Below are 25,848 nucleotides of genomic sequence, written 5' to 3'. Positions count from 1 at the left end.
CGCCACGGCGAGGCGGCGCCTGAGGGGCGGTTTCACGCTGACACGCTGAGCAAACCGAAGGGGCTGTGACCGGGAAAACCGGTCACAGCCCCTTCGCCGTTTCAATGCTCCCACGCACCGTAGGGAGGAGCACGGGGCAACACTGTGGGTAGTCTGTACGACTCGCGGCGTGACGGCGGAGCGCCCGCAGCCGATGTCGGCGGGTGAGGTCTCGGATTTAATCGGTGGTGCCGTGCCCTGGGGCGGCGCTAGGGTGCTGATCATCCGCTCCCGAGGGGCGGTGTTGGTTTGTTGAGAAGAAGCAGGAGGTGAGGACATTGATGACTGTCACGGTGACGGGCTCTGCCCGCATTCAGGAGTTCATCGTTCCCACCCCTGTGGTCTCCGGCTGACACCCACTCGACTTCCGCGCGCTCGGAGCGCGCCGCCGGGGCCACCCTTCGAAGGGTTCCCCTTGTTCAACGCTCCGCTTCACCCGTCTTCTTCTTCCGCTGTCCAGCACCCGCTCGCCGTCTACGGCTGGGACGAGGGCTGGGAGGCCGAGTTCGCCCCGTACGCCGCGCAGGGTCTGGTCCCGGGCCGGGTCGTCCGGGTCGATCGCGGCCAGTGTGATGTGGCCACCCCTGACGGTGTCATCCGTGCCGACACCGCGTTCGTCGTTCCCCATGACCCGATGAAGGTCGTGTGCACGGGGGACTGGGTCGCCGTCGACCCCGAGGGCAGTGATCCGCGGTACGCGCGGACGATCCTGCCGCGCCGGACCGCGTTCGTGCGGTCGACGTCGTCCAAGCGGTCCGAGGGCCAGGTGCTGGCCACTAACATCGATCACATCGTCATCTGTGTGTCGCTCGCGGTCGAACTCGACCTCGGGCGGATCGAACGCTTCCTCGCGCTTGCGATGTCCAGTTCGAGCGGCGAGGCACTGCTGCGTACGTCGGCTGACTCCTGGGAGTCCGGCGCCCAGCCGACCGTCGTCCTCAGCAAGGCCGACCTCGTGCCCGACCCGGTCGGGCTGTCCTACCTCGTCGAGGACGTGGAGACGGTCGCGCCCGGCGTGCAGGTGCTGCCCGTCAGCTCCGCCAGCGGAGAAGGCGTCGACGTGCTCGCCGCGACGATCGCGGGCGGCACGACCGTGCTGCTCGGCGTCTCCGGCGCCGGCAAGTCGACCCTCGCCAACGCGCTGGTCGGCGAGGACGTGATGGACGTCCAGGCCGCCCGCGACGTCGACGGCAAGGGCCGCCACACGACGACCACCCGCAACCTCTTCGTCCTGCCCGGCGGGGGAGTCCTCATCGACACCCCCGGACTCCGCGGCGTCGGACTCTGGGACGCCGAGACCGGCGTCGGCCAGGTCTTCTCGGAGATCGAGGAGCTGGCCGCGGACTGCCGCTTCCACGACTGCGCCCACGAGTCCGAGCCCGGCTGCGCGGTGGCGGCGGCGATCGAGGACGGCTCGCTGCCCGTGCGCCGCCTGGAGAGCTACCGCAAGCTCATCCGCGAGAACCGGCGGATCGTGGCCAAGACCGACGCCCGCGTCCGCTCCGAGATGCTCAAGGAGTGGAAGCGGATGGGCGCGGGCGGCCGGGCCCAGATGGAGTTCAAGCGCCAGGGCCGGCTCGGCTAGCGCCGGTCCGCCCCACCCCGATCGCGGTGTCCGAAAACCGCGAGCCGGGGTGGGGCGCCTCCCGCACACTGGAAGCCATGAGGGACGACGACACCCGCTACGAGGCGGTCAGCAGCAGGGACGCGCGGTTCGACGGAGAGTTCTTCTTCGCCGTCCGGACCACCGGCATCTACTGCCGGCCCAGCTGCCCCGCCGTCACCCCCAAGCGGCAGAACGTCTCCTTCTACCCGACGGCCGCCGCCGCCCAGGGCCACGGCTTCCGCGCCTGCCGCCGCTGCCGGCCCGACGCCGTGCCCGGCTCCGCCGAGTGGAACGTCCGGGCCGACCTCGTCGGACGCGCCATGCGCATGATCGGCGACGGCGTCGTCGACCGCGAGGGCGTGCCCGGCCTCGCCGGGCGCCTCGGCTACAGCACCCGGCAGGTCCAGCGCCAGCTCACCGCCGAGCTGGGCGCCGGGCCCGTCGCACTCGCCCGCGCCCAGCGGGCGCACACCGCCCGCCTGCTGCTCCAGACCACGGGGCTGCCCGTCACCGAGATCGCCTTCGCGGCCGGGTTCGCCAGCATCCGCCAGTTCAACGAGACGATCCGTGCCGTATACGCCCGTACCCCCACGGCCCTGCGCGCCGAGGCGGGCAGCGGGGCGGGGGCCCGTACCGCGCTCGCCGCCGGGGTGCCGCTGCGGCTCGCCCACCGGGGACCGTACGCGGTCGGCGAGGTCTTCGACCTGCTCGCCGCCGAGGCCGTGCCCCGGGTCGAGGAGGTCGTCGGCGCCCCCGGCGCCCGCACCTACCGGCGCACCCTCCGCCTCCCGTACGGCACCGGCGTCGTCTCCGTCGACGAGCGCTCCGGCGGCCGCTGGCTGGAGGCCCGGATCCACCTCACCGAGCTGCGCGACCTGACCACCGCCGTGCACCGGCTGCGCCGGCTCTTCGACCTCGACGCCGATCCGTACGCGGTCGCCGAGCGCCTCGGGGCGGCCCCCGGGCTCGCCGCCCAGGTGGCCGCGAGGCCGGGCGTGCGCTCCCCGGGCACGGCCGAGCCCGAGGAGTTCGCCCTGCGCACGGTCCTCGGCGCCGAGGAGTCGGCCCGGCTCGTCGAACTCCTCGGCACCCCGCTGGCCACCCCCTGCGGAACCCTCACCCACGTCTTCCCTGAACCCACCGCCCTGACGGACCACCCCGTCGCCGGGCCGCTGGCCCGCGCCCTCGCCGACGGAGCCGTACGCCTCGATCCCGGGGCCGACCGCGACGAGGCCGAGCGCGCCCTGCTCGCCGTCCCCGGCGTGACCCCCGAGGCCGCGGCACTCATCCGGATGCGGGCCCTCGGCGACCCCGACGTGGCCCCCGAGGGCGCCCCGGAGGCGGAGGAGTGGCGTCCCTGGGGCTCGTACGCGGCGCGCTACCTGGGCGTCGGGGTGGGGCCTTCCGGGACGTAGCCTGCTGCGGCGGCCGTACATGGGGCCTTCTGGGACGTAGTCCGCTGTGGCGCCCGTGCGTGCGGTCTACCGGGGTGTAGCCCGCTGCGGCGCCCGTGCGTGCGGCCTTCTGGGGCGTAGCCTGCTCCGGCGCCCGTACGTGGGGCCTACCGGGACGTAGCCCGCGTCGCCGCTCGGTCCGGCACCTGGTCCTCAGCCCCAGAGCACCGCCCCCGCCCACGCGCCCACGATCAGCAGGCAGGCGAAGAGTTCGACGAGCACGCTCGTGCCCGCCGCCCGCATCACCGTCCGTGTCGCCGCCCTGGCCTGGCCGTGGCCGCCGAGGCGGAGCCGCTCCGAGAGGTAGATCCCGCCGACGAAGCCGGGGATCGCGCCGACCACCGGGATCAGGACGAAGCCCAGGACGGCGCCGACCCCCGCGTACGTCACCATGCGCCGGGTGATGCCCACGCCCCGGAAGCGGCGCGGCGGCAGCTGCCAGACGATCACCTGGGTGAGGAGCAGCAGGCCGGTCGAGGCGGCGAGCAGGATCCAGGCCAGGTCCGTGCGCTCGTGCAGCGACCACCAGAGCATCGCCGCCCACACCAGCCACGTCCCCGGCACGCCGGGCGTCAGCACCCCGAACAGGCCGAGCAGCATCACCGTCGCGATCATCAGGAGCTGCCACACACCCACGCTGCCCAGGGTGCCGGACGGCGCGGGTTCGCGCAGGTCGCGGCAGGCGGACGGGGTACGTCAGGGCACGACGGGGAGCGCGGCGGCCACCAGGTCGCGCTCCTTGCGGCCGAGGAGCGCGAAGATGATCTTCAGGCCCTCCCCGCCGGCGGCGGGGGAGACGACGAAGGAGGAGTTGACGAACCGCTCCTTGACCTCCGAGCGGACGAGGCCCGCGCGTGGAACCGTCAGGGTGAGCTCCACCGGCTTCGCGAAGACCGGGTCCGCCCGGTGGATGATGATCCGGCGGTCCGTCATCGTCAGGTACATCGGGACCGGCGTCGGTATCACGGTCATCGCGCCACCGGACGCGATCGCGGAGGCCACCGCGAACGCCGCCGTCCGCCGCACGGACACGCTGCTCAGATTCACGACGGTCGTGACCTCGACCCGCTCCCCCGGCTCCAGCATCGGGGTCACGGTGGCCAGCAGGGCACGACGGCGTCGTCCGTTCATGGGGGCTGAGCTCCAGAAGATCGAAAGTGCAAGCGGAACAGGCCGCTCACCTTCCCATACGCCCCGGAGTCAGCCGCGGGCCACCCACCCCTTCTCGTACGCGTGCCAGCCCAGCTGCAGACGGGTCGTCACCCCGGTCAGCTCCATCAGCCCCTTCACCCGCCGCTGCACCGTCCGCAGCCCCAGGTCCAGCTGCTTGGCCACGCTCGCGTCCGTCATCCCGGCGAGCAGCAGCGACAGGATCTCCAGGTCCATCACGTCCGGGCCCGGCGCCTCGTCCTCGGTGATCTGCGCGCCCGCCCCGAGCCGCAGCGGCAGCGCCTCCCGCCACACCGACTCGAAGAGGCCCATCAGGGACTCCAGGAGCCCGCTCGCGTGCACGACGATCGCCGCCGGCTCGGCGCCCCGGCCGGTCAGCGGCACCATGGCCAGGGACCGGTCGGCGACGACCAGCTTCGTGGGGACCCGGTCGGCGACCCGGATCCTCTCCTCGCGGCTGAGCGCCGCGGACAGTTCGAGCAGTCCCGTCGGGAGGGTGAGCACCTCGCGCTCGATCACCACCCGGTAGCGGACCCCGCGCCCGGCCGCCTGCTCCTCGGCGTCGTTCTCCAGACCGGAGACCGCGATCGGCTTGCCCGTCACCAGGGCGCAGACCTCCTCCTGCGCGCCCAGCTGGAGCTGGAGGAAGCGGTGGGTGACCGCGCTCGCGCCGGTCACCACCTCCACCAGGTCGTGCACGGCGGCCTCCTGCGCCTCCGCCCGGTACTCCTCGGCGAGCAGCTTGGCCGCCAGCTCGGCCTGCTCCAGTTCGTGCCGCTGCTGGGTGAGGAGCGCGCCGAGCGCGACCCCGGGCGGCGCCGCGACCCAGCGGCCGGTGCGGGCCGAGGACTGGGCGGCGAGCCCCTGGGACTCCAGGCGGCGCAGCGCCCGCTCGGTGTCCTGCTCGGGCAGGGCGAGCCGGTGCGCGAGATCGGTGACCTCGGCCGCGCCCAGCGCGACCAGGGCGCGGTACGCGGACTCCTGGCGTTCGTCGAGTCCTATCGCTCCCAGCATGACTGCCCCACCCCTCGCCGCACCTCCGGCGGGCACCCCGGATCTTCCGGGGACGATCGCCGGAGGCTTTCGTTCCGTTGGTGACCTGGCGGGAAACGGCCACGGCGTATTCCCGCCTCTCCCATCATCCCTGTACCGCCCTCACCTCTGCCAATGTGGCGCCACCGCAGCACCAACAGCCTCCGGCGAGGGGCGTCTTATGCCCTTTTTCCGGATTCAGATGGGGAGAGCGATGCGTCCGTTTTCGCGTACGGCCCTGGGGGCGGCGACCGCCGTCGTCCTGGCCGTCACCGCGGTCGCGCCGTCCATGGCCGAAGAGCCGCAGGACGACACGACCGCCAAGCGACCGCTGGTCGGCAGCGAGGCCTGGGCCCGCGAGGGCCACGGCACGAAGAGCGCCACGGTGACCCTGGTCACCGGCGACCGCGTCCTGGTCACCCGGGACGCCGAGGGGAACCCGGCGGCCACGGCCCTGCCCGGCGAAGACGGGACCGTCCCGCTGGTCCAGACCCGCCGCTCCGGCCAGGACCTCTACGTCTACCCCGAGAACGCCACCGCCGCGCTCGCCGCCGGACGCGTCGACGAGGAGCTCTTCAACGTCACCGGCCTGATCCGCCAGGGCTACGACGACTCCGCCACCGCCACACTGCCCCTCATCGCGGTCTACGGCTCCGATCTCGCCCGCTCCGTCCCCGCCGCCCCGCGCGGCGCGAAGCGCGGGCAGGTCCTCAAGGCCGTCGACGGCGTCGCGCTCAAGGCGGACAAGAAGCAGGCCGCCACCTTCTGGTCGGAGATCAGCACCCCGGCCGCCCGCTCCGCCTCCTCCGGCCTGAAGAAGCTGTGGCTCGACCGCAAGGTCGAAGCCACCCTGGAGCGGTCGACGAAGCAGATCCACGCCCCCGAGGCCTGGGCCGCCGGCTACGACGGCAAGGGCACCAAGGTCGCCGTCCTCGACACCGGCGCCGACGCCGAGCACCCCGACCTCAAGGGCCGCATCGTCGCCGCGGAGAACTTCACCGACTCCGAGACCACCGGCGACCGCCAGGGCCACGGCACCCACACCATCTCCACCGTCGGCGGCTCCGGCGCCGCGAGCGACGGCAAGAAGAAGGGCGTCGCCCCCGGCGCGGACCTCCTCAACGGCAAGGTCCTCAACGACTCCGGCTCCGGCGCCGCCTCCTGGATCATCGCCGGCATGGAGTGGGCCGTCGCACAGGGCGCCGACGTCGTCTCCATGAGCCTCGGCAGCTCCGTACCCACCGACTGCACCGACCCGATGAGCGCCGCGGCCGAGGAACTCGCCCGGAACAAGGGCACGTTGTTCGTCATCGCCGCCGGCAACTCGGGCCCCGCCCACAACACGGTCTCCTCGCCCGGCTGCGCGCCGAGCGTGCTCACCGTCGGCGCCACCGACCGCGACGACTCCACCGCCTGGTTCTCCAGCCGCGGCCCGACGATCGTGAACCACACCCTCAAGCCCGAGATAGCCGCCCCCGGCGTCGGCATCTCCGCCGCCGCGGCCGGCGGCCGCGGCGTGTACGCCTACCAGTCCATGTCCGGTACGTCGATGGCCACCCCGCACGTCGCGGGCGCCGCCGCCATCGTGAAGCAGCGCCACCCCGACTGGACCGCCCAGCAGATCAAGTCCGCGCTCGTCGCCTCCGCCGACAGCGCCGTCCCCGGCGACGTCCGCGAGGTCGGCGGCGGCCGCCTCGACGTCAAGGCCGCCATCGACCAGACGGTCCTGAGCGCCCCCGCCGTCCAGGGCGGCAGCTCCTCCTGGCCGCAGGACAAGACCGACCGCACCACGGTCTCCGTCCCGTACACCAACACCTCCGACGCGCCCGTCACCCTGAACCTGGCCGTCGAGAAGGTCACCGGCAACGACGGCTCCGCCGTCACGTCCCCGGTCGCCCGCCTCGGCGAGCACACCGTCACCGTCCCCGCCGGCGCCACCGTCGAGGTCCCGCTCGACCTCGCCCCCGACGCCCGCCTGGAGCGCGCCCAGTACGGCGACGTCACCGGCCGCGTCGTCGCCACCGGCCAGGGCGGCATCCACGTCTCCACCCCGTTCTCGCTGTACGTGGAGCCCGAGACCGTCACCCTGCGCGTCAAGCTGATCGACCGTCAGGGCAAGCCCGCCTCCGGCGCCTCCTCCCTCGACGTCATCGGCACCGACACCGCGAGCGGCGAGCGCCGCTTCAACGACGGGGCCGCCGACCAGGTCTACCGCCTGCGCCCCGGCAGCTACTTCCTCTCCTCCTTCGTCACCACGCCCGACACGGGCGAGGGCGCCACGCTGAACGACTCGCTCAGCTACCTCGGCCGCCCGCAGGTCGAACTGAAGAAGGACACCACCGTCGTCCTCGACGCCCGCAAGGCCCGCCGGCTGTCGGTGAAGACCGACCGGACCACCGAACTCCGCGGTGCCACCCTCGCGTTCTCCCGCTCCTGGGACGACTTCTGGCTGCACGCCGGAACGGCCGCGGGCCCGCGCAGCATCCGCGGCTACTACGCCTCGGTCGAAGGGGCGCCCGAGGACGGCGACTTCGAGTTCGGCAGCTACTGGCGCGCCGCGGCCCCGCAGATCACCTCGCTGCGCACCGGCGACGGACTGGCCCTGCACCCGCTGACCGGCTCCCCCGGCTCCGACAACCTCGACGGCACCGGTTCCGCGCGCCTCGTCGACGCCGGTACGGGCACGCCGGCCGAGCTCGAGGCCGCCGGGGTCCAGGGCCGCATCGCCCTGGTCAGGCTCCCGGACACCGACGACTACGTGGGCACCCTCGCCCGGAACGCCAAGGCCGCGGGCGCCGTCGCCGTCATCACGTACCACTCGACCCCCGGCCGCTGGTACCCGGCGGGCGGCTTCTCCGGCAACGGCCTGCCCGTCCTCTCGGTCCCGTCCACGGAGGCGACCGCGCTCCTCGGCAAGCTCGCGGCCGGCGAGGTCACCCTCGCCTGGAACGCCACCGCGAAGAGCCCGTACCTCTACAACCTCGCCTTCCCCGAGACCGGCGCCCTCCGCGACGACAAGGAGTACCGCGTCCGCGACGCCCAGCTGGGCCGCACGGACTCGGCCTACGGCTCCGCCGGCATCACCACCGACTTCACGGAATTCCCGGCCGCCTACCGTCCGAACGGCGTCGGCGTCGGCTTCGGCTCCCTGGAGACGGTCCCGGCCCCCGGCACCCGCACGGAGTACTACTCCGCCGGTGACACCGCCTGGCTGCAGATGGTCAACAGCAGCTTCCCGTTCGGCGAGATCATGATGGGCGCCCGGCACGCGTACACGGCCGGCGAACGGCGCACCGAGAAGTGGTACGACGGCGTCATCGCGCCCACCGCGCCCCGCGACACCACCGGGAAGCCGGTCCTCGCGGCCGAGCGGCAGGGCGACTACATCGGCTTCGCGGACGCCATGTGGGGCGACGGCACCCACTACGCCGAGCCCGGTTCCTTCGGCGACATCGGGAACCTGAGCCTCAGCCGTGACGGCGAGCTGATCGGTCAGAGCAGCTGGCCGTCCGGTGCCTTCGAGGTACCGGCCGAAGCCGGGACGTACACGCTCGAACAGAACGTCATGAAGATCGGCAGCAAGGTGTGGGCCCGCTCCACGTCCGTCAACTCGGTGTGGAAATTCACCTCCAAGCTTGACGAGAGCGTCTATTCTCAGGGCATCCCGATTCTCTTCCCCCGGTACGACCTTCCGGAGGACGGACTCAAGACCCTCGCCGCGACCGACGGCCAGCACATCGGCCTCACCGCGACGGGTCACGCGGGCTACACCCCCGCGGCGCTCACCTCGGCGAAGCTCTCGTACTCCTACGACGGGGGTACGACCTGGACCGAAGCGCAGGTCTCCCAGCAGGGCGACGGCTGGACCGCGACCGTGAACCACGCGGGCGCGACCGGAAAGCAGGTCACCCTGAAGACCGAACTGACGGACGCCAACGGCAACTCCGTCACCCAGACCGTGGTCCGCGCTTACGACGTGCGCTGATCACGCCGGTCCGCCGGGCGTCCTTCCCGTGGGGGGTGGGGTCGTCCGGCGGACCACCCATTTGCAGCAACGGTTTTCCTGGTGTCCCGTTTTCTGACGCCGTGAGCGGTGGACAATAAGGGCATGACTCAGCAGGGGGACAACTGGTGGGACAAGCTCTACGACGAGTCGGCGCCGGACACGGCCCCGACGGTCTCGGGTGACACACTCGACGACCACTTCGCCACGACCCCACGCACGCCATGCCCGGGCGACCCGCCGCCGGCCCCGGACCTGCCGCCCGCACCGCCGCCCCCGGACCTGCGGCCCGCACCGCCGGTCCCGGTGACGGCACCGGGGCCGCGGAGCGCGCCTCCGGCCCGCCCCGCACCCCTGGTGCCGCCCCCGGCAGCCTCCCGCCCGAGCGGTCCCACGGCGCCGCCACCGCGCCCGGCGCCGCCGGAGCCACCCGGGGCCCCGACGCCGGCCAAGCCACCGGCGGCTGCCGCCGCCGCACCGCCCGCGCCGACGGCGCCTGGTGCCGCTGCGCCGAGCACGCCGCCCGCGCCCCCGGCGCCGCCCGCGCCGCCCGTGGTCCCCACGCCGCCTGCGGCCCCGGCGCCGCCCGTGGCACCTGGGGCGCCCGCGCCGCCTGTCGCTTCCGCGCCGAGCGCGTCTCCCGCGCCGCCCGTGGTCCCCACGCCGCACACGCCGCCTGCGGCCACCACGCGGCCTGAGCCGCCGACGACCCCCGCGCCGCCCGCTGCCCCCGCGCGCCCGGCGCCGAGCGCGCCCCCCGCCGCCCCCAAGGCGTCGGCCGGGGCCGCGCCTTGGGAGGCGCCTGCGGGCGTCGGGCCGCGGACCTTCCCCGCCCCGCCCCCGCCGGCCCAGGCGCCCGTCGACACGCCCACCGTTCAGGTGCCCCTGCCGGAGGAGCCGGCGCCAGACCCCGACCTCACCGTCCAGGTGCCCGTGCCCCGGCCGCGGACCGGGTTCGTCGGGAGTCGGCCGCCCACCTATGAGGCCGAGCCCACCGCGTTGCCCGTCGCGCGGCCCGGGGAGCTCGGGGAGCTCGTCGCCGACACCGTGCTCGACGGGGCCCGGTACGGGACCTGCACGCTGCGGGCCGCCTCCGTGCGCGGTGACTCCGCCCGCTTCCGGGGCGAGCCGCGCCGCGACGCCCTGCTCACCGCCCGGTTCGGCCACGACGACACCGCGCTCGTCCTCGTCGCCGTCGCCGCCGGTTCCCGCGCCGCCGAGGACGCCCACCTCGCCGCCGCCGACGCCTGCCACTGGATCGCCGAGGCCGTCGGCCGCAGCCACGCCCGGCTCTCCGAGGACATCAGGTCCGGCCGCCGCGGCGACCTCAAGTCCGGACTGCACCGGCTCACCGACCGGACCTACGGCAGGCTGCGGGCCCGCGCCGCCGAGCGGGGCCTCGCCCCCGACGAGTACACCGCGACCCTCCGCTGCCTCCTGGTCCCGGCCGATCCCGAGTGCCGCACCCGGGTCTTCTTCGGCATCGGCGGCGGAGGACTCTTCCGGCTCCGCGACGGCTCCTGGCAGGACCTCGAACCGCTCCTGCCCGAACCGGCCGCCGTCACCGGCGCCCCCGTCGTCGGCTTCGGCTCGCCGCCCACCGAGGAGGACAGGCTCACCATGGACCTCGGCATCACCACCGCGCCGCCGCTCATCGAGGAGCCCGTGCCGCCGCCCGCCGAGCCGTTCCGTTTCCGCGCCTCCGTGGCCCGCGCCGGCGACACCCTGCTCCTCGCCTCGCCCGGCCTCGCCGACCCGATGCGCGGCGAACCGGCCCTCGCCCACGAGCTCGCCGCCCGCTGGGCCGACCCAGAGCCGCCCGGCCTCGCCGCCTTCCTCGCCGACACCCAGCTGAGAGTGACCGGTTACGCCGACGACCGTACGGGGGTGGCCGTCTGGGAGGCGTAACCCATCGGGCCGTGTGTTGATGGAGCCATGGCCAAACAGAACGTTGCGGAGCAGTTCGTCGACATCCTCGTCCGCGCGGGCGTCCGGCGCCTGTACGGAGTGGTCGGCGACAGCCTGAACCCGGTGGTCGACGCGATCCGCCGTACCCGGGCGATCGACTGGATCCAGGTGCGGCACGAGGAGACCGCCGCGTTCGCCGCGGGCGCCGAGGCCCAGGTCACCGGCGCCCTCGCCGCCTGCGCCGGCTCCTGCGGTCCCGGCAACCTCCACCTCATCAACGGCCTGTACGACGCCCACCGTTCCATGGCCCCGGTCCTCGCGCTCGCCTCGCACATCCCGTCCAGCGAGATCGGGCTCTCCTACTTCCAGGAGACCCACCCCGACCAGCTGTTCCGCGAGTGCAGCCACTACAGCGAGCTCATCTCCAACCCGAAGCAGATGCCCCGGCTGCTGAACACGGCGATCCAGCACGCCGTCGGCCGCGGCGGCGTCAGCGTCGTCTCGCTGCCCGGCGACATCGCCTCCGAGCCGGCCCCGGAGAGGAGCGCGGAGACCGCGCTCGTCACCACCCGGCCCACCGTCCGCCCCGGGGACGCCGAGGTCGACGCCCTCGTGCGGATGATCGACGCCGCCGACCGGGTGACGCTCTTCTGCGGCAGCGGCACGGCGGGGGCGCACGCCGAGGTGATGCAGTTCGCCGAGCGGATCAAGTCGCCGGTCGGCCACGCCCTGCGCGGCAAGGAATGGATCCAGTACGACAATCCGTACGACGTCGGGATGAGCGGTCTGCTCGGGTACGGCGCCGCCTACGAGGCCACCCACGAGTGCGATCTGCTGATCCTGCTCGGCACCGACTTCCCGTACAACGCCTTCCTGCCCGACGACGTCAGGATCGTGCAGGTGGACGTACGGCCCGAGCACCTCGGCCGCCGCTCCCGGCTCGACCTGGCCGTCTGGGGGGACGTCCGCGAGACGCTGCGCTGTGTGACCCCCCGGGTCCGCGCCAAGACCGACCGCCGCTTCCTCGACAAGATGCTGAAGAAGCACGCCGACGCGCTGGAGGGCGTCGTCAAGGCCTACACCCGCAAGGTCGAGAAGCACGTCCCGATCCACCCCGAGTACGTCGCCTCCGTCATCGACGACCTCGCCGACGACGATGCGGTCTTCACCGTCGACACCGGTATGTGCAATGTCTGGGCCGCCCGTTACCTCTCGCCCAACGGGCGGCGCCGGATCATCGGCTCGTTCAGCCACGGCTCCATGGCGAACGCCCTGCCGCAGGCGATCGGCGCCCAGTTCACGGACCGGAACCGCCAGGTCGTCTCGCTCTCCGGCGACGGCGGCTTCTCCATGCTGATGGGCGACTTCCTGACCCTCGTCCAGTACGACCTGCCCGTGAAGGTGATCGTCTTCGACAACTCCTCGCTCGGCATGGTCGAGCTGGAGATGCTGGTCGCCGGGCTCCCCTCGTACGGGACGACGAACAAGAACCCGGACTTCGCCGCCATCGCCCGCGCCGCCGGGGCCTACGGCGTCCGCGTCGAGAAGCCCAAGCAGCTCGCGGGCGCGCTCAAGGACGCCTTCAAGCACGAGGGACCCGCCCTGGTCGACGTCGTCACCGATCCGAACGCGCTGTCCATCCCGCCGAAGATCAGCGCCGACATGGTGACGGGTTTCGCGCTCTCCGCCAGCAAGATCGTCCTGGACGGAGGAGTCGGTCGCATGCTCCAGCTGGCCCGCTCCAACCTCCGCAACGTGCCCAGACCCTGACGAGGGGTGTCCGGAAAGTCCCGCCTCATGAATGCGGACGGTGATGCGGGGCATGCATCCCCGTGAGCCTGTTCGACGCGACCTGTGGGTGGGGGATATGGCCGGGGAGGCACGACAGCCGACTCAACTGCTCAGAAAGGTGGGATGCGCCGATCTCACCGCGGTGCCGGAAGTGCGGCATGCCCTGCGTGAACTGCTGCGGAAGTGGGGCGGACCGGGCGCCTCCGACGTGGCCGAACTGCTCACCAGCGAACTGGTGACCAATGCCCTGGTCCACACCGAGCACGGGGCCGTCGTGACCGCGACGGTCGTCCCCGAGCAGTTGAGGGTCGAGGTCCGTGACTTCGTGCCGGGGCTCAAGCAGCCGGACGTACCGCCCGCCGACGACGGTACGCACGGCCGGGGACTCGTCCTCGTCCAGGCACTGGCCGACTCCTGGGGGGTCGAGGACCACGGGCTGGGCAAGGTGGTGTGGTTCGAACTGAACGGCGGGGCCGCCTGAGAGGCGGCCCCGCCGGTTTCCGTGACGTTCCCGTGCTCAGCCGAACTGCTGCTCCAGATCCTTGAGCTTGCGCTCCAGGGAGTCGAGACGCGGCAGCGCCTGGGTGTCGTCCTCGGCGGTGAGGTCCACCGTCCGGGACTCGCCGGGGCGGGGCTCATCGCCCCTGACGGCTTGCAGGGAGGGCCGGTGTCGAAGCGGCAGCTGTCCGGGGTCCGCTATGGCGGGCTCCGCGACGGCGGCCTGCACGGCACCCGTCGCGGAGCCCGAACCACCGCCCGCACCCGAGCCGGCACCCGCGCCGGCCGAGGTGCCGAGCGCCGCCATCTCGACCTGGCGTCCGCCGCCCCGGCCGAGCCCGAAGGCGCGGTGCTGACGGTTGATCGCCTTGAGTCTCGCCCGGTCCAGCTTGACCTGGTCGCGCCGCCGGAGCCGGTTCTCCTCCTTCTCCCGCCGGTCCTCCCGCACCTCGTCGACCGCCTCGTCCAAGGTGCGGACGCCCTCCAGGAGCATCAGCGACCAGGCCGCGAAGGTCTCCCGGGGCGCCCTCAGCCACCGCACGATGCGGATCTGCGGCAGCGGACGGGGCACCAGGCCCTGCTCGCGCAGCGCGGCCCTGCGGGTCTGCTTCAGCGCCCGGTCGAAGAGGACCGCGGCCGAGAGGGACATGCCGGCGAAGAAGTGCGGAGCGCCGTCGTGGCCCATGCCGCGCGGTGCGTGCACCCAGTTGAACCAGGCGGCCGCGCCCGCGAACAGCCAGACGAGCAGGCGCGAGCCGAGGGCCGCGTCGCCGTGGCTGGCCTCGCGGACGGCGAGCACCGAGCAGAACATGGCGGCGCCGTCGAGACCGAAGGGGACGAGGTACTCCCAGCCCCCGGACAGGTTCAGGTTCTGCCGGCCGAAGCCCACCAGGCCGTGGAAGGAGAGCGCCGCCGCGACGGCCGCGCAGAGGAACAGCAGCCCGTACGAGGCGAATCCGTAGACGGCCTCCTTGCGTCTGCGGCGCTCCTCGCTCCGTTCCCAGGAGTCGTCGGCCGCGGCCTGGTCACCGGCGCGCTTCCCGCGCGCGAGCACCGCCACCGCCGTCAGGACCCCGGCCACCATCACGCCGCCCGGAAGCAGCCAGTCCAGCGATATGTCGGTCAGTCTCATGCGGTGTCCCTTGCATCGCAGTAGGGCGTTTGGCGGCCCATACTGGCCTGCCCCGTGGGGTGCTCAAGGGGTTTCGGGACAAGAGCACGCCATCGGGGCCGCAAGGCATGCGAATAGGTGCGATCTGATCGAACGTCCGTGCAGGGAAAGGGAATTGAGTTCGATTAGTGCCACCCGAAAGGGTGGCGTAAGTGCGGCCGCGTCCCGGGGGTCTCAGGCGGCCGCGGTCAGCCGGCGGACGCGCTCGGCGTCACAGGTGCGCGGGCAGGTGAGGCAGGTGTCCTCGGGGCGCAGCGTGTAGAAGAAGCAGCAGCCGGCCCGGTCGCGGGTGGCGGCCGGGGCGCCGTCCGCCCCCTCGGTGCCGGCGAGCTCGCGGAAGCCCGCGCCGCCGGCGTAGGGCTTGTACGCCTCGGGGGTGCCCGGCAGGAGGAGTTCGAGCTCGGCCATCGCCCGCCGCTCCTCGCCGAGCAGGGTCCCGACGTACCAGAGGCCCTCGACGATCTCGTCCGTGGCCATCCCCCACAGGGCCCGGCGGCCGCGCCGCATCCGGGGCCCGAAGCCGTCGAGGACGGCCTCGAAGTGCTCGGCGAGCGAGGCGCGGACCTCGGCCCGCAGCGCCTCCTCGCCGTCGACGACCCGGGCGCCGGGCAGGGCGGCCGCGGGGTCGCCCGGCAGGCAGGCGAACTCCTCCACGCGGACCGCCATGCGGCCCCGCACCCGCTGGAAGGCCACGTTCCGGACGGGCAGCCGGGGCACCCGGCGGTCCAGGAACCAGGGGACGGTGACGAGGAGGCAGGCGGGCCAGGCGTACCGGTGCAGCCCGAAGCCCGCGACGACGTCGGGGCGGGCGCGGGCGCCGTGGTCGCGCAGCACCTGTGCGTCGTCCCAGGCGAGGAAGGCGTCGAGGGCGGGGCCGCCGGCCGCGAGCTCGTCCGCGCCGACCCAGCCCGCGCCGCGTGGCAGCCGCCCGCCCCGGGCGGGCTCCTCCGCCCGCAGGCCCGGAAAGACCTCGGCGAGCCGGGCGTACGAAGCCGCGACGGGGGAGGTCAGGGGTGTGGGCAACAGGGCGGGGACGGTCATGCGCACCACCGAATCGCGAGCATTGAAAGGTTAGCCTTACCTTACCCGATTCGAGTGGCCCTCATATCCGGGGACCCCTCCCACCTGCGGAGGCGGCCCGTATGCCCCGGATGTCGGTCCGTTCGCCTATGGTGCACAGAGGATCCGGGCGACGCGAGCCGGGTCCGGCACGAGGCCGCAGGAGGACCCGGGTGGAGCAGGGCGCAGCGCGCGAGCGGTCGACGGAGAGGCCGTCCCCGCCCTTCGGCGACGCCGCACGCGCGGAGACCGCACGCGCGGAGACCGTGCGAACGGAGGCGGTCCGTGCGGAGGCGGTCCGTGCGGAGCCGGTGCGCCGGGAACCGGCGCGGTCGGAGTCCGCACGCGCGGAGACCGTACGAGCCCCGTCCATACGTCCGGAGCCGCCGCGCGCCGCATCCGCACGGGTCCCCGAGCAGGCGCGCGGTGCCGAGTACGTCCGCGGCGAGCACACCCACGGCGAACCGGCGCCCCTCGCCCCCCGCACCGTGCGCCGGCACTCCGTCCGCGGCCAGATCCTCGAAGCGCTCCGCACCGCCCTCGTCGGCGGCGAACTCCGCCCCGGCGAGGTGTACTCCGCGCCCGCCCTCGCCGAGCGCTTCGGCGTCTCCGCCACCCCCGTCCGCGAGGCCATGCAGCGCCTCGCCGTCGAGGGGGCCGTCGAGGTCGTGCCGAACCGCGGCTTCCGCGTCACCGAGCGCACCCCCCGCGAGCTCGCCGAGCTCGCCGAGGTCCGCGCGCTCATCGAGGTCCCCGTCATGCTGCGGCTCGCCCGCACCGTCCCGGCCGCCCGCTGGGCCGAGCTCAGGCCGCTCGCCGAGGCCACCGCGACCGCCGCCGCCCGGGGCGACCGCGCCCACTACGCCGAGACCGACCGGGCCTTCCACCGGGCCGTCCTCTCCCTCGCCGGGAACGAGCAGCTGCTCGCCGTCGCCGACGACCTCCACCGCCGCTCCCAGTGGCCCCTGATCAGCGCCCCCGCCCTCCGCCACGGCGTCCTCGTCGCCGACGCCGCCGAGCACACCGCCCTGCTCGACGCCCTGATCGCCCAGGACCTGACCGTGGTCCAGACCCTGGTGCGGGAGCACTTCGCGGGATCGGACTGCTGAGCACCCGGCACCGGGCACGAGAACACTTCACCGGAACGGAGTCTTGATCGCCCCGGACGACTAAGGTCGAAGACGTCAGCCGTTCGTAGTGCGTCACGCGTGAGGTGTCCGATGCCGACCGTGAGTCCGTCCCCGGCATGGGACGGTACGCAAGCCGAGGCCGCCGCGCTGCTCGGCTGGCTCACCGATCCCGAGGCGCCCCGGCTGTGCCTCGTCACCGGCGCCCCCGGCAGCGGGAAGACGGCGCTGCTCGGCTGGCTCGCCGCGTACGGACCCCGGTCCGGCCGCGCCCGCCGCCGCACCGCCCGGGTGCTCGTCCCGCTCGCCGGGCAGAGCGCGCTCGGCGCGGCCTGGACGATAGCCGACCGCCTCGGCGTCGTGGCCCGGTCGCCCGACGACCTCGTCCACGCCCTCGCCACGAGCGAGCCGCGGCCCGCCGGCCGGGCCGTCCTCCTCCTCACCGACCTCCACGCCGCCGCCGAGCCCGCCGCGCTGACCCGGCTGATCGCGGAGCTCGCCGGAGTCGGCCGGATCCGGCTCGTGGTCGAGGCCCGGAGCGGCACCCCGGCCCCCGCCGCCCTGCGCGCCGAGCGCCGGGTCACCGTCGTCGACCTCGACGGCGCGCCCGACACCGCCGACAGCGCCCGGCCGGAGCCGGCCCCGCCGCTGCCGGACCTCTCCGACCCGGCGGCCGTCTGCGCGGCCGACCCGCTGCTCGTCACCACGGCGTACGTCACCGGCGCGGCCCTCGCCGGGGTGCCGGGCACCCCCGACGGGCCCGAACCGTCCGCCCGGCCCGGCGGGAGCGGTGTCGACGAGCACGGCGGACTCCGCACCGCCTGGATGCGCGCCGGACAGTCGCTCTGTCGCGAACAGGCCCCGGAAGAACGGGCGTTGGTGCTCCTCACCGCGCTCGGCGACGGTGCCGACCCGCGGCTCCGCCCCGCGCTCGCCACGCTCGCGGAGGGCGCGCCCTGGCGGGTCAGGTGGGCCCGCCACCGCGGCGACCTGAACCCGCCCTGGCCCGGTCCGGTCACCGTGCTCGGCGCGGCGGGCGGACCGCTGGAGGGCACCCTCCTCGTCGGCGACCCCACCGGCACCGTGCGGCTGCTCCACGAGGCCGACGCGAGCCCCGCCGGGCGCCTCGCGCACACCGTCCCGGGCCGGATCACCGCGCTCGCGCCCGCGCCGGACGGGACGGTGCTGCTCCTGGACGACCGGGGCCGGCTGCACGCCGTACGGGGCACGGCGCCCCGGCCCCCGTACCTGGAGCGGCTCACCGAGGCGGTCTCGGCGACCCTGGCCCGCCACCCGGGCACGGCGCTCGCGGCGATCGCCGGCTCGGTGGTGGTGGGGGACCGGCTGGGCTCCGTGCACGCCTTCGGCCTGACGGGCCTTCACCAGTCCGCCTCGCACAGCGGCCGGGTCACCGCCGTGGCCGCGGTCGAGTCCGAGACCCCGTTCGTCTGCTCGGGCGGCGCGGACGGGAGCGTCCGGCTGTGGACCCCCGGCGGCGAGGTGCGCCCCGAACCCCTCGCGGAACGCCCCTCGCCGGTCGTCTCCCTGCACGCGACCGAGACCCCGCACGGGCCGCTGGTCGCCGCGGCCTGGGCCGACGGCCTCGTCGAGCTCCACCGGCCGGAGGGCGGCCCGACGCTCTCGTTCCGCCCGGGCCCCCCGGTCCGCGCGGTCGCGGTCACCGCCGCCGGCTCCCTCCTTGTCGGAACCGACGACAGCCTGGTGCGCCTCGCGCCCCGGGAGTAGACGGTGACGGGACGTCAGGGACCCTCCCGTACCCGATACTTCAGGAGCCGTCCCGTACCCGCGACGTCAGGAGCCGCCCCGTACCCGCGACTTCAGGTGGCCGCCTGGGGTGTCAGCTGGGCCGACAGCCAGGTCGGCACCCCGCCGAGCAGCTGGAAGAGGCGTCGCGCCTCGGCGCGCAGGCGCCCCGCCTCCGGCTCGGTCTCCGTGGTCGCCAGGGCCGTGAGCGCCGGGGCCGTGCCGACCAGATAGCCCAGCTCCTCGCGGATCCGCAGCGACTCCGAGAAACCGTGCCGCGCCTCCGCCAACTCCCCCTCGCGCAGGGCGAGTCCGGCGAGGTGCCGCCAGGTGAAGGAGAGCAGCAGCGAGTCGCCCTGGGCGGTCGCCCCCGCGTGCGCCCTGCGGTACGCGGCGCGGGCCGCCTGCGGGGAGTCGCCGAGGTTCTGGGCCATGAGCCCGCGCCGGAAGTCCAGGAGGGGACGGCCGCCCGCGGAGGGGCCGATCAGCGCCGCCGCCCGGCCGAGCGCCATCCGTGCCTCGTCGGCCCGGTCGCGTACCCCCAACAGGGTGGAGGCGTAGGCGAGATAGCCGCGCTCGCAGGCCGCGGCCCCGCGCTCCTCGTCCGTGCCGGCCACCGCCTCGGCCGCCCGCAGCGCCTCCTCGGCGTCGGCCCAGCCCTTCTCGGTGTAGAGGCAGCGCTCGATGAGCAGCGCGGCCCGTTCGAGTGCGGCCGCCGGTTCGGCCGCGTGCGGCGCGAGCAGCGCGGCCGCGTCCGTCCAGCAACCCCGGGAGCGGAGACGCCATATGGCCGTCTCCACGGGTGTCTCCTTGCCGTAGGCGAGGGACGGATCTTCGCCACCCCTTGATTCGGAACCAGACATGGCGGTATCCGCCACATTGCCCTCCCCGAGCGCGCCATCGAGCTGTTGAGTAGGACGGCATCTCAGCACGGATGGGAGTACCCGGCCAAGGGGTCGGGTGAAAAATTTCACAAGACGCGGAAGGGGGCGCGGTCCCCCGCCGCGGCCCGTTTCCGTCGTGCGCCGGAGGGCCGAACCGCCCGTGATCACGCCGGTGATCAGGCGCGGGCCGCCTCGGCGGGACCCTGCGCCGAGGGCCCGCCGCGGCCCCGTTCCCCACTCCTTCGGACTCGCCCGAACGAGTGAAACACCGGGACCCCGCCGGGCCCTCGCGCATCCGCTCCTGTTCGCCCGAACGGTGTAGTGCGGGCGAGCGGAGCCACTTCGTACTCAGCTCATCCGCAGCGCCAGGAAGAAGTCGAGCTTGTCCTCCAGGCGGGAGAGGTCACGGCCGGTGAGCTGCTCGATCCGGCCCACCCGGTAGCGCAGCGTGTTCACGTGCAGGTGGAGGCGGGTCGCACAGCGGGTCCAGGAGCCGTCGCAGTCCAGGAAGGCCTCCAGGGTCGGGATGAGCTCCGCCCGGTGGCGCCGGTCGTAGTCCCGCAGCGGGTCGAGCAGCCGGGCCGTGAAGGCGCGCCGGACGTCGTCCGGGACGAACGGCAGCAGCAGGACGTGCGAGGCCAGCTCGTGGTGCCCGGCGGCGCAGACCCGGCCGGGGCGGGCGGCGGCCACCCGGCGGGCGTGCCGGGCCTCCTCCAGGGCCCCGCGCAGGCCCTCCGCCGAGTGCACGGCCGCGCTGACGCCCAGGGTGAGGCGCCCGTCGCCGTCGAGACCCGAGGACAGCGGAGCCCGTACGGAGGCGAGCAGCGCGTCCGCGTGGAGGCCGAGGGCGGGGGCCGGGCCCTCGTCCTCGCTCTCCGGCAGCGGGCCCGCGGCCAGCGGGACCAGGGCGATCGCCTCGTCGCCGCTGTGCGCGACCGCGATCCGGTCGGCCGACTCGGCGCCGACGGTCACCGGGTCGACGAGGATCTCCTCCAGGAGCGCCTGCGCGACCGGACCGCTGTCCACGGGCGCCTGGCCGGCCTCCTGGTCCCACTCCACGCGGGCGACGACGACCTGCCAGTGCGGGGCCGTGCCGAGCCCGGGCAGCAGCACCGGGGCGGCGACCCGCAGCCGGGCCGCGATCTCGGCGGGCGCGGCGCCCGTCTGCACCAGCTCCAGGACCTCCTGGGCGAGCCTGCGCCGTACCGTACGGGCCGCGTCGCGCCGGTCCCGCTCGACGGCGATCAGCTGGGTGACGCCCTGGAGCAGGTCGAGCCGGGCGGCGGGCCAGTCCCCGGCGTCCGCCTCGACGGCGAGCAGCCAGTCGGACAGGACCGTCTCGCGCACGTCACGGGAGGCCGGTGCGGCGCCCCGGCCCGCGTTGCGGATCGGGAAGAGCGAGTACGTGGTTCCGGCCACGCTCAGCCGGTGCGGGCCGCGCCGGCCGGTCCGGGTGGCGGCCAGGTGCTCACCGGCCAGGGTGGCGGCGAGCACGGCCTCCAGGGGCTCGCCGGCACCCGCGATCTGGCGGCCGGTGGGGGAGAGGACCCAGGCCCGCAGGTCCAGGTCGGAGCCGAGGAGGTCGAGGACGACCTCGGGCCCGCCGCCGGCCGGACCGGAGGTCATCAGGCGCCGGTGGCGGTCGACGACGGCCGCCAGGTCGCCGGCCCGCTCGCCGGAGACCTGTCGAACAACGTGTTCGGTGATCGTCGCGAACGCAACGGATTCGTTCACTGCGAAGAGCGGCAGCCGATGGCGCAAACACGCCTCTACGAGATCGTCCGGGATGTCGCCGAGCTCGGCCTCACCCGCGGCGAGGGCCGCCACCCCGGCCGAGGCCAGGATCCGGACGAAGGGCTCGGCGTCGGCCGGCTCCGTCCGCCAGGCCAGGCCGGTCAGCACCAGCTCGCCGCCGGACAGGTACCGACTGGGGTCCTTGAGGTCCGTCGTCATCACGCCTCGGACGGTCCGGTCCAGCTCGTCCTCGCCGCCGAGCAGGCGCAGCCCGAGCGCGTCGTTCTCCAGCAGTGCGCGCAGCCGCATCGTGTCGCCGCCGTTCCTTCGTTCGGTGATGGTGGGTGTCGCGTTGTCGACGGTGGAGTGGTGCCACCGTTTCCAGGGGAAAACAGCGAGGTTTCTGTTTCCCCTCGTTCGTTCGAATCTACAAGACGACGACGGGCACCAGCCAACTCCTTCATGTTTTCGGTGACTGCACCTGGGCGATCGTGGCTTGTGTACTAGGCCACACACCGCGTGAACAGCACATGAACACGATGACGAGGGCCGGCCGTCCCCCCGGACCCACTAGCTCGACCCCCGATCACCAGAATCACTAGAAGAGAGCCACCATGGACTTCCTTCGCCCCGCCAGCTGGGAGGAGGCGCTCGCCGCCAAGGCCGAGCACCCCACGGCCGTGCCCATCGCCGGTGGTACCGACGTCATGGTCGAGATCAACTTCGACCACCGGCGCCCCGAGTACCTCCTGGACCTGAACCGTATCGAGCTGCTGCGCGAGTGGGAGGTCGGCGAGGAGAACGTCCGCCTCGGCGCCTCCGTGCCGTACACGCAGATCATGGAGAACCTGCGCGCAGAGCTCCCCGGTCTGGCCCTCGCCTCGCACACGGTCGCCTCCCCGCAGATCCGCAACCGCGGCGGCGTCGGCGGCAACCTCGGCACCGCGTCGCCCGCCGGTGACGCCCACCCGGCCCTGCTCGCCGCGGGCGCCGAGGTCGAGGTCGAGTCGGTGCGCGGCACCCGCCTCATCCCGATCGACGAGTTCTACACGGGCGTGAAGCGCAACGCGCTGCAGCCCGACGAGCTCATCAAGACCGTCCACATCAAGAAGGCGGACGGCCCCCAGCAGTACTCCAAGGTCGGCACCCGCAACGCGATGGTCATCGCCGTGTGCGCCTTCGGCCTGGCCCTGCACCCGGAGACCCGGACCGTGCGCACCGGCATCGGCTCGGCCGCGCCGACCCCGATCCGCGCCAAGGAGGCCGAGGCCTTCCTGAACGCGGCTCTCGAGGAGGGCGGCTTCTGGGACAACGGCAAGATCATCACCCCGTCGGTCGCGAAGCAGTTCGCCGACCTCTGCTCGGCCGCCGCCAACCCGATCGACGACGTCCGCGGCACCGCCAAGTACCGGCGCCACGCCGTCGGCATCATGGCTCGCCGCCAGCTCGGCTGGACGTGGGAGCAGTACCGCGGCGCGGGCCGCACGCTTGAGGGAGCTGCATAACCATGCGCGTCAATTTCACGGTCAACGGTCGTCCGCAGGAAGCCGACGACGTCTGGGAGGGCGAGTCCCTCCTCTACGTTCTGCGTGAGCGCCTGGGTCTGCCCGGCTCCAAGAACGCGTGCGAGCAGGGCGAGTGCGGTTCCTGCACCGTCCGTCTCGACGGCGTGCCGGTCTGTTCGTGCCTGGTCGCCGCCGGTCAGGCCGAGGGCCGCGAGGTCGTCACCGTCGAGGGCCTGGCGGAGTACGCCAAGGAGCGCGAGGCGCACAGCGGTTGCGCCTCCGGTGCCTGTGGCACCTCGATCGACGAGGCCAAGCGCTGGGAGGCCAAGCCCGCCCAGGACTCGCAGACCGGTGAGGGTGTCGAACTCTCCCCGATCCAGCAGGCGTTCATCGACGCCGGCGCCGTCCAGTGCGGCTTCTGCACCCCCGGTCTGCTCGTCGCGGCCGACGAGATGCTGGAGCGCAACCCGTCCCCGACGGACGCGGACATCCGCGAGGCGCTCTCCGGCAACCTCTGCCGCTGCACCGGTTACGAGAAGATCCTCGACGCGGTCCGCCTCGCGGCCGCCCGTCAGGGAGAGGCGGTCTGACCATGGCTGGCACCACCACGGGTATCCCCAGGGACGTCACCCAGAACCACACCCAGGGCGGCATCGGCGCGTCCACGCTCCGTCCCGACGGCACCCTCAAGGTCACCGGCGAGTTCGCCTACTCCTCCGACATGTGGCACGAGGAGATGCTCTGGGGCCAGGTCCTGCGCTCCACGGTCGCCCACGCCGAGATCGTGTCCATCGACACCTCCGAGGCCCTCGCCGTGTCGGGCGTCTACGCCGTCCTGACGCACGAGGACCTGCCGGCCGCGAAGAACTACGGCATGGAGTTCCAGGACACCCCGGTCCTCGCCTACGGCAAGGTCCGTCACCACGGTGAGCCGGTCGCCCTCGTGGCCGCCGACCACCCGGAGACCGCCCGCCGCGCCGCCGCGAAGATCAAGGTCGAGTACCGGGAGCTCCCGGTCATCACGGACGAGGCCTCCGCCCTCGCACCGGACGCGATCCTGGTCCACGAGAACCGCGACGACCACCACTCCGGCCACGTCCCGCACCCGAACATCGTGCACCGCCAGCCGATCATCCGCGGCAACGCCGACGAGGCCGCCAAGCGCGCCGACGTCATCGTCAAGGGCGAGTACACCTTCGGCATGCAGGACCAGGCCTTCCTCGGCCCCGAGTCCGGCCTCGCCGTACCGTCCGAGGACGGCGGCGTCGACCTGTACGTCGCCACCCAGTGGCTCCACTCGGACCTCAAGCAGATCGCGCCCTGCCTCGGCCTGCCCGAGGACAAGGTCCGCATGACGATGGCCGGCATCGGCGGCGCCTTCGGCGGCCGCGAGGACATCTCGATGCAGATCCTCGCCTCCGTGCTGGCCCTGCGTACCAACAAGCCGGTCAAGATGGTCTACAACCGGTACGAGTCCTTCTTCGGGCACGTCCACCGGCACCCGGCGAAGCTCTACTACGAGCACGGCGCCACCAAGGACGGCAAGCTCACGCACATGAAGTGCAAGATCGTGCTCGACGGCGGCGCGTACGCGTCGTCCACGGCCTCGGTCGTCGGCAACGCCTCCTCCCTCTCGGTCGGCCCGTACGTCATCGAGGACGTCGAGATCGAGGCGATCGGCCTCTACACCAACAACCCGCCCTGCGGCGCCATGCGCGGCTTCGGCGCGGTCCAGGCCTGCTTCGCCTACGAGGCGCAGATGGACAAGCTCGCGGCCAAGCTGGGCATGGACCCGGTGGAGCTGCGCCAGCTCAACGCCATGGAGCAGGGCACGATCATGCCGACCGGCCAGGTCGTGGACTCGCCGGCCCCGGTCGCCGAGCTCCTCCGCCGGGTCAAGGCCCGCCCGCTGCCGCCGGAGCGCCAGTGGGAGACGGCCGGCGAGGGCGCGGACGTCCGCGCGCTGCCGGGCGGCCTGTCCAACACCTCGCACGGCGAGGGCGTCGTACGGGGCGTCGGCTACGCCGTCGGCATCAAGAACGTCGGCTTCTCCGAGGGCTTCGACGACTACTCGACCGCCAGGATCCGCATCGAGGTCATCAACGGCGAGGCCGTCGCCACGGTCCACACCGCCGCGGCGGAGGTCGGCCAGGGCGGCGTCACCATCCACGCCCAGATCGCCCGTACCGAGCTCGGCGTCCAGCAGGTCACGATCCACCCCGCCGACACCCAGGTGGGCTCGGCCGGTTCGACCTCCGCGGGCCGCCAGACGTACATGACCGGCGGCGCCATCAAGAACTCCTGCGAGATCGTCCGCGAGAAGGTCCTGGAGATCGGCCGGCGCAAGTTCGGCTCGTACCACCCGGCCTGGGCCAACGCCGAACTCCTCCTGGAGGGCGGCAAGGTCGTCACCGACGGCGGCGAGGCCCTCGCGTCCATCGCGGACGTCCTGGAGGACCAGGTCGTGGAGGTCGAGGAGGAGTGGCGCCACCGGCCCACGCAGGCCTTCGACCTCGTCACGGGCCAGGGCGACGGCCACGTCCAGTACGCCTTCGCCGCGCACCGCGCGGTGGTGGAGGTGGACACCGAGCTCGGCCTCGTGAAGGTGATCGAGCTCGCCTGCGCCCAGGACGTCGGCAAGGCGGTCAACCCGCTCTCCGTGATCGGCCAGATCCAGGGTGGCACCACCCAGGGCCTGGGCGTCGCGGTGATGGAGGAGATCATCGTCGACCCGAAGACCGCGAAGGTGCGCAACCCCTCCTTCACGGACTACCTGATCCCGACGATCCTCGACACGCCGACCATCCCGGTCGACTACCTCGAACTGGCCGACCCCAACGCGCCGTACGGCGTCCGGGGCATCGGCGAGGCCCCGACCCTGTCGTCCACCCCGGCCGTCCTCGCGGCGATCCGGGCGGCGACGGGCCTGGAGCTCAACAAGACGCCGGTCCGCCCCGAGGCGCTCACCGGCACCCTGTAGGACTCTCCGGGCGGTGTGTGCCTCCCAGGAACGTCACACTTCCCCGCCCGCACCGCCCGGAGCAGCAGTACCCGCAGTACCCGCAGTACCCCGTTCGTCTCGGGCCGTCCCCCGGGTCGTGCA

General features: G+C 73.6%; 18 protein-coding genes. 11 read left to right on the top strand and 7 right to left on the bottom strand.

From position 1 onward, the window contains the following. The first annotated feature begins 454 nt into the window (after positions 1–454). Together rsgA and ACZ7HT_RS19700 are read left to right on the top strand one after the other, a co-directional pair. On the top strand, positions 455–1,624 hold the full coding sequence (gene rsgA / locus ACZ7HT_RS19705) for a ribosome small subunit-dependent GTPase A (RefSeq protein WP_471167236.1): 1,170 nt from the start codon (positions 455–457) through the stop codon (positions 1,622–1,624). 77 nt (positions 1,625–1,701) lie between these two features. After that, positions 1,702–3,060 (top strand): DNA-3-methyladenine glycosylase 2 family protein, encoded by a 1,359-nt coding sequence (locus tag ACZ7HT_RS19700; protein ID WP_471167233.1) that lies wholly within the window; start codon positions 1,702–1,704, stop codon positions 3,058–3,060. Positions 3,061–3,252: 192 nt separating this feature from the next. Here ACZ7HT_RS19700 and ACZ7HT_RS19695 read toward each other — a convergent pair whose 3' ends face one another. The 3 genes from ACZ7HT_RS19695 to ACZ7HT_RS19685 all read right to left on the bottom strand — a co-directional run bounded on the left by ACZ7HT_RS19695 (position 3,253) and on the right by ACZ7HT_RS19685 (position 5,283). After that, positions 3,253–3,735 (bottom strand): DUF456 domain-containing protein, encoded by a 483-nt coding sequence (locus tag ACZ7HT_RS19695; RefSeq protein WP_471167231.1) that lies wholly within the window; start codon positions 3,733–3,735, stop codon positions 3,253–3,255. Positions 3,736–3,795: 60 nt separating this feature from the next. Continuing rightward, positions 3,796–4,230 (bottom strand): hypothetical protein, encoded by a 435-nt coding sequence (locus ACZ7HT_RS19690; protein WP_471167228.1) that lies wholly within the window; start codon positions 4,228–4,230, stop codon positions 3,796–3,798. Positions 4,231–4,299: 69 nt separating this feature from the next. Next, entirely contained in the window at positions 4,300–5,283 is a 984-nt protein-coding gene (locus tag ACZ7HT_RS19685; RefSeq protein ID WP_471167225.1) for a helix-turn-helix domain-containing protein, read from the bottom strand. Between the two features lie 232 nt (positions 5,284–5,515). On the opposite strand from ACZ7HT_RS19685, the gene ACZ7HT_RS19680 reads away from it, so the two are divergent. The 4 genes from ACZ7HT_RS19680 to ACZ7HT_RS19665 all read left to right on the top strand — a co-directional run bounded on the left by ACZ7HT_RS19680 (position 5,516) and on the right by ACZ7HT_RS19665 (position 13,484). Continuing rightward, entirely contained in the window at positions 5,516–9,286 is a 3,771-nt protein-coding gene (locus tag ACZ7HT_RS19680) for a S8 family peptidase (RefSeq protein WP_471167223.1), read from the top strand. A 123-nt stretch (positions 9,287–9,409) separates the two neighbouring features. Next, positions 9,410–11,212: a protein phosphatase 2C domain-containing protein gene (locus tag ACZ7HT_RS19675; RefSeq protein ID WP_471167221.1), complete on the top strand. Its 1,803-nt coding sequence runs from the start codon at positions 9,410–9,412 to the stop codon at positions 11,210–11,212. 27 nt (positions 11,213–11,239) lie between these two features. After that, complete coding sequence (locus ACZ7HT_RS19670) at positions 11,240–12,982, top strand: pyruvate dehydrogenase (protein ID WP_471167218.1); 1,743 nt, start codon at positions 11,240–11,242, stop codon at positions 12,980–12,982. Positions 12,983–13,034: 52 nt separating this feature from the next. Further along, positions 13,035–13,484 (top strand): ATP-binding protein, encoded by a 450-nt coding sequence (locus tag ACZ7HT_RS19665; RefSeq protein ID WP_471167215.1) that lies wholly within the window; start codon positions 13,035–13,037, stop codon positions 13,482–13,484. A gap of 36 nt (positions 13,485–13,520) precedes the next feature. On the opposite strand, the gene ACZ7HT_RS19660 is transcribed toward ACZ7HT_RS19665, so the two are convergent. Continuing rightward, on the bottom strand, positions 13,521–14,633 hold the full coding sequence (locus ACZ7HT_RS19660; protein WP_471167212.1) for a DUF2637 domain-containing protein: 1,113 nt from the start codon (positions 14,631–14,633) through the stop codon (positions 13,521–13,523). A 213-nt stretch (positions 14,634–14,846) separates the two neighbouring features. Then, complete coding sequence (locus tag ACZ7HT_RS19655) at positions 14,847–15,713, bottom strand: (2Fe-2S)-binding protein (protein WP_471167209.1); 867 nt, start codon at positions 15,711–15,713, stop codon at positions 14,847–14,849. A gap of 329 nt (positions 15,714–16,042) precedes the next feature. On the opposite strand from ACZ7HT_RS19655, the gene ACZ7HT_RS19650 reads away from it, so the two are divergent. Together ACZ7HT_RS19650 and ACZ7HT_RS19645 are read left to right on the top strand one after the other, a co-directional pair. Then, positions 16,043–16,840, top strand: coding sequence for a GntR family transcriptional regulator (locus ACZ7HT_RS19650; RefSeq protein WP_471167699.1), 798 nt, complete (start codon positions 16,043–16,045; stop codon positions 16,838–16,840). 111 nt (positions 16,841–16,951) lie between these two features. After that, positions 16,952–18,604, top strand: coding sequence for a hypothetical protein (locus ACZ7HT_RS19645; protein WP_471167206.1), 1,653 nt, complete (start codon positions 16,952–16,954; stop codon positions 18,602–18,604). 92 nt (positions 18,605–18,696) lie between these two features. Here the strand turns inward: ACZ7HT_RS19645 and ACZ7HT_RS19640 are convergent, their stop codons facing one another. Both ACZ7HT_RS19640 and ACZ7HT_RS19635 read right to left on the bottom strand, forming a co-directional pair. Then, complete coding sequence (locus ACZ7HT_RS19640; RefSeq protein ID WP_471167204.1) at positions 18,697–19,500, bottom strand: hypothetical protein; 804 nt, start codon at positions 19,498–19,500, stop codon at positions 18,697–18,699. Positions 19,501–19,854: 354 nt separating this feature from the next. Then, positions 19,855–21,549, bottom strand: coding sequence for a PucR family transcriptional regulator (locus tag ACZ7HT_RS19635; protein ID WP_471167201.1), 1,695 nt, complete (start codon positions 21,547–21,549; stop codon positions 19,855–19,857). A gap of 305 nt (positions 21,550–21,854) precedes the next feature. Between ACZ7HT_RS19635 and ACZ7HT_RS19630 the strand changes: the two genes are divergently transcribed. Genes ACZ7HT_RS19630 through ACZ7HT_RS19620 form a run of 3 tightly spaced genes read left to right on the top strand, consistent with a single transcriptional unit; the run spans position 21,855 to position 25,725 of the window. Then, positions 21,855–22,745 (top strand): FAD binding domain-containing protein, encoded by an 891-nt coding sequence (locus ACZ7HT_RS19630; RefSeq protein ID WP_471167198.1) that lies wholly within the window; start codon positions 21,855–21,857, stop codon positions 22,743–22,745. A 2-nt stretch (positions 22,746–22,747) separates the two neighbouring features. Further along, positions 22,748–23,335 (top strand): (2Fe-2S)-binding protein, encoded by a 588-nt coding sequence (locus ACZ7HT_RS19625; protein ID WP_471167195.1) that lies wholly within the window; start codon positions 22,748–22,750, stop codon positions 23,333–23,335. Between the two features lie 2 nt (positions 23,336–23,337). After that, a complete protein-coding gene (locus tag ACZ7HT_RS19620) occupies positions 23,338–25,725 on the top strand; it encodes a xanthine dehydrogenase family protein molybdopterin-binding subunit (RefSeq protein WP_471167192.1) in 2,388 nt (795 codons plus the stop codon). Positions 25,726–25,848 lie beyond the last annotated feature (123 nt).

It is taken from the genome of Streptomyces sp. NPDC037410 (genome assembly GCF_055602235.1).
The sequence above is the reverse complement of the archived record's forward strand: the minus strand, read 5'-3'. Positions and strand labels throughout refer to the sequence as shown.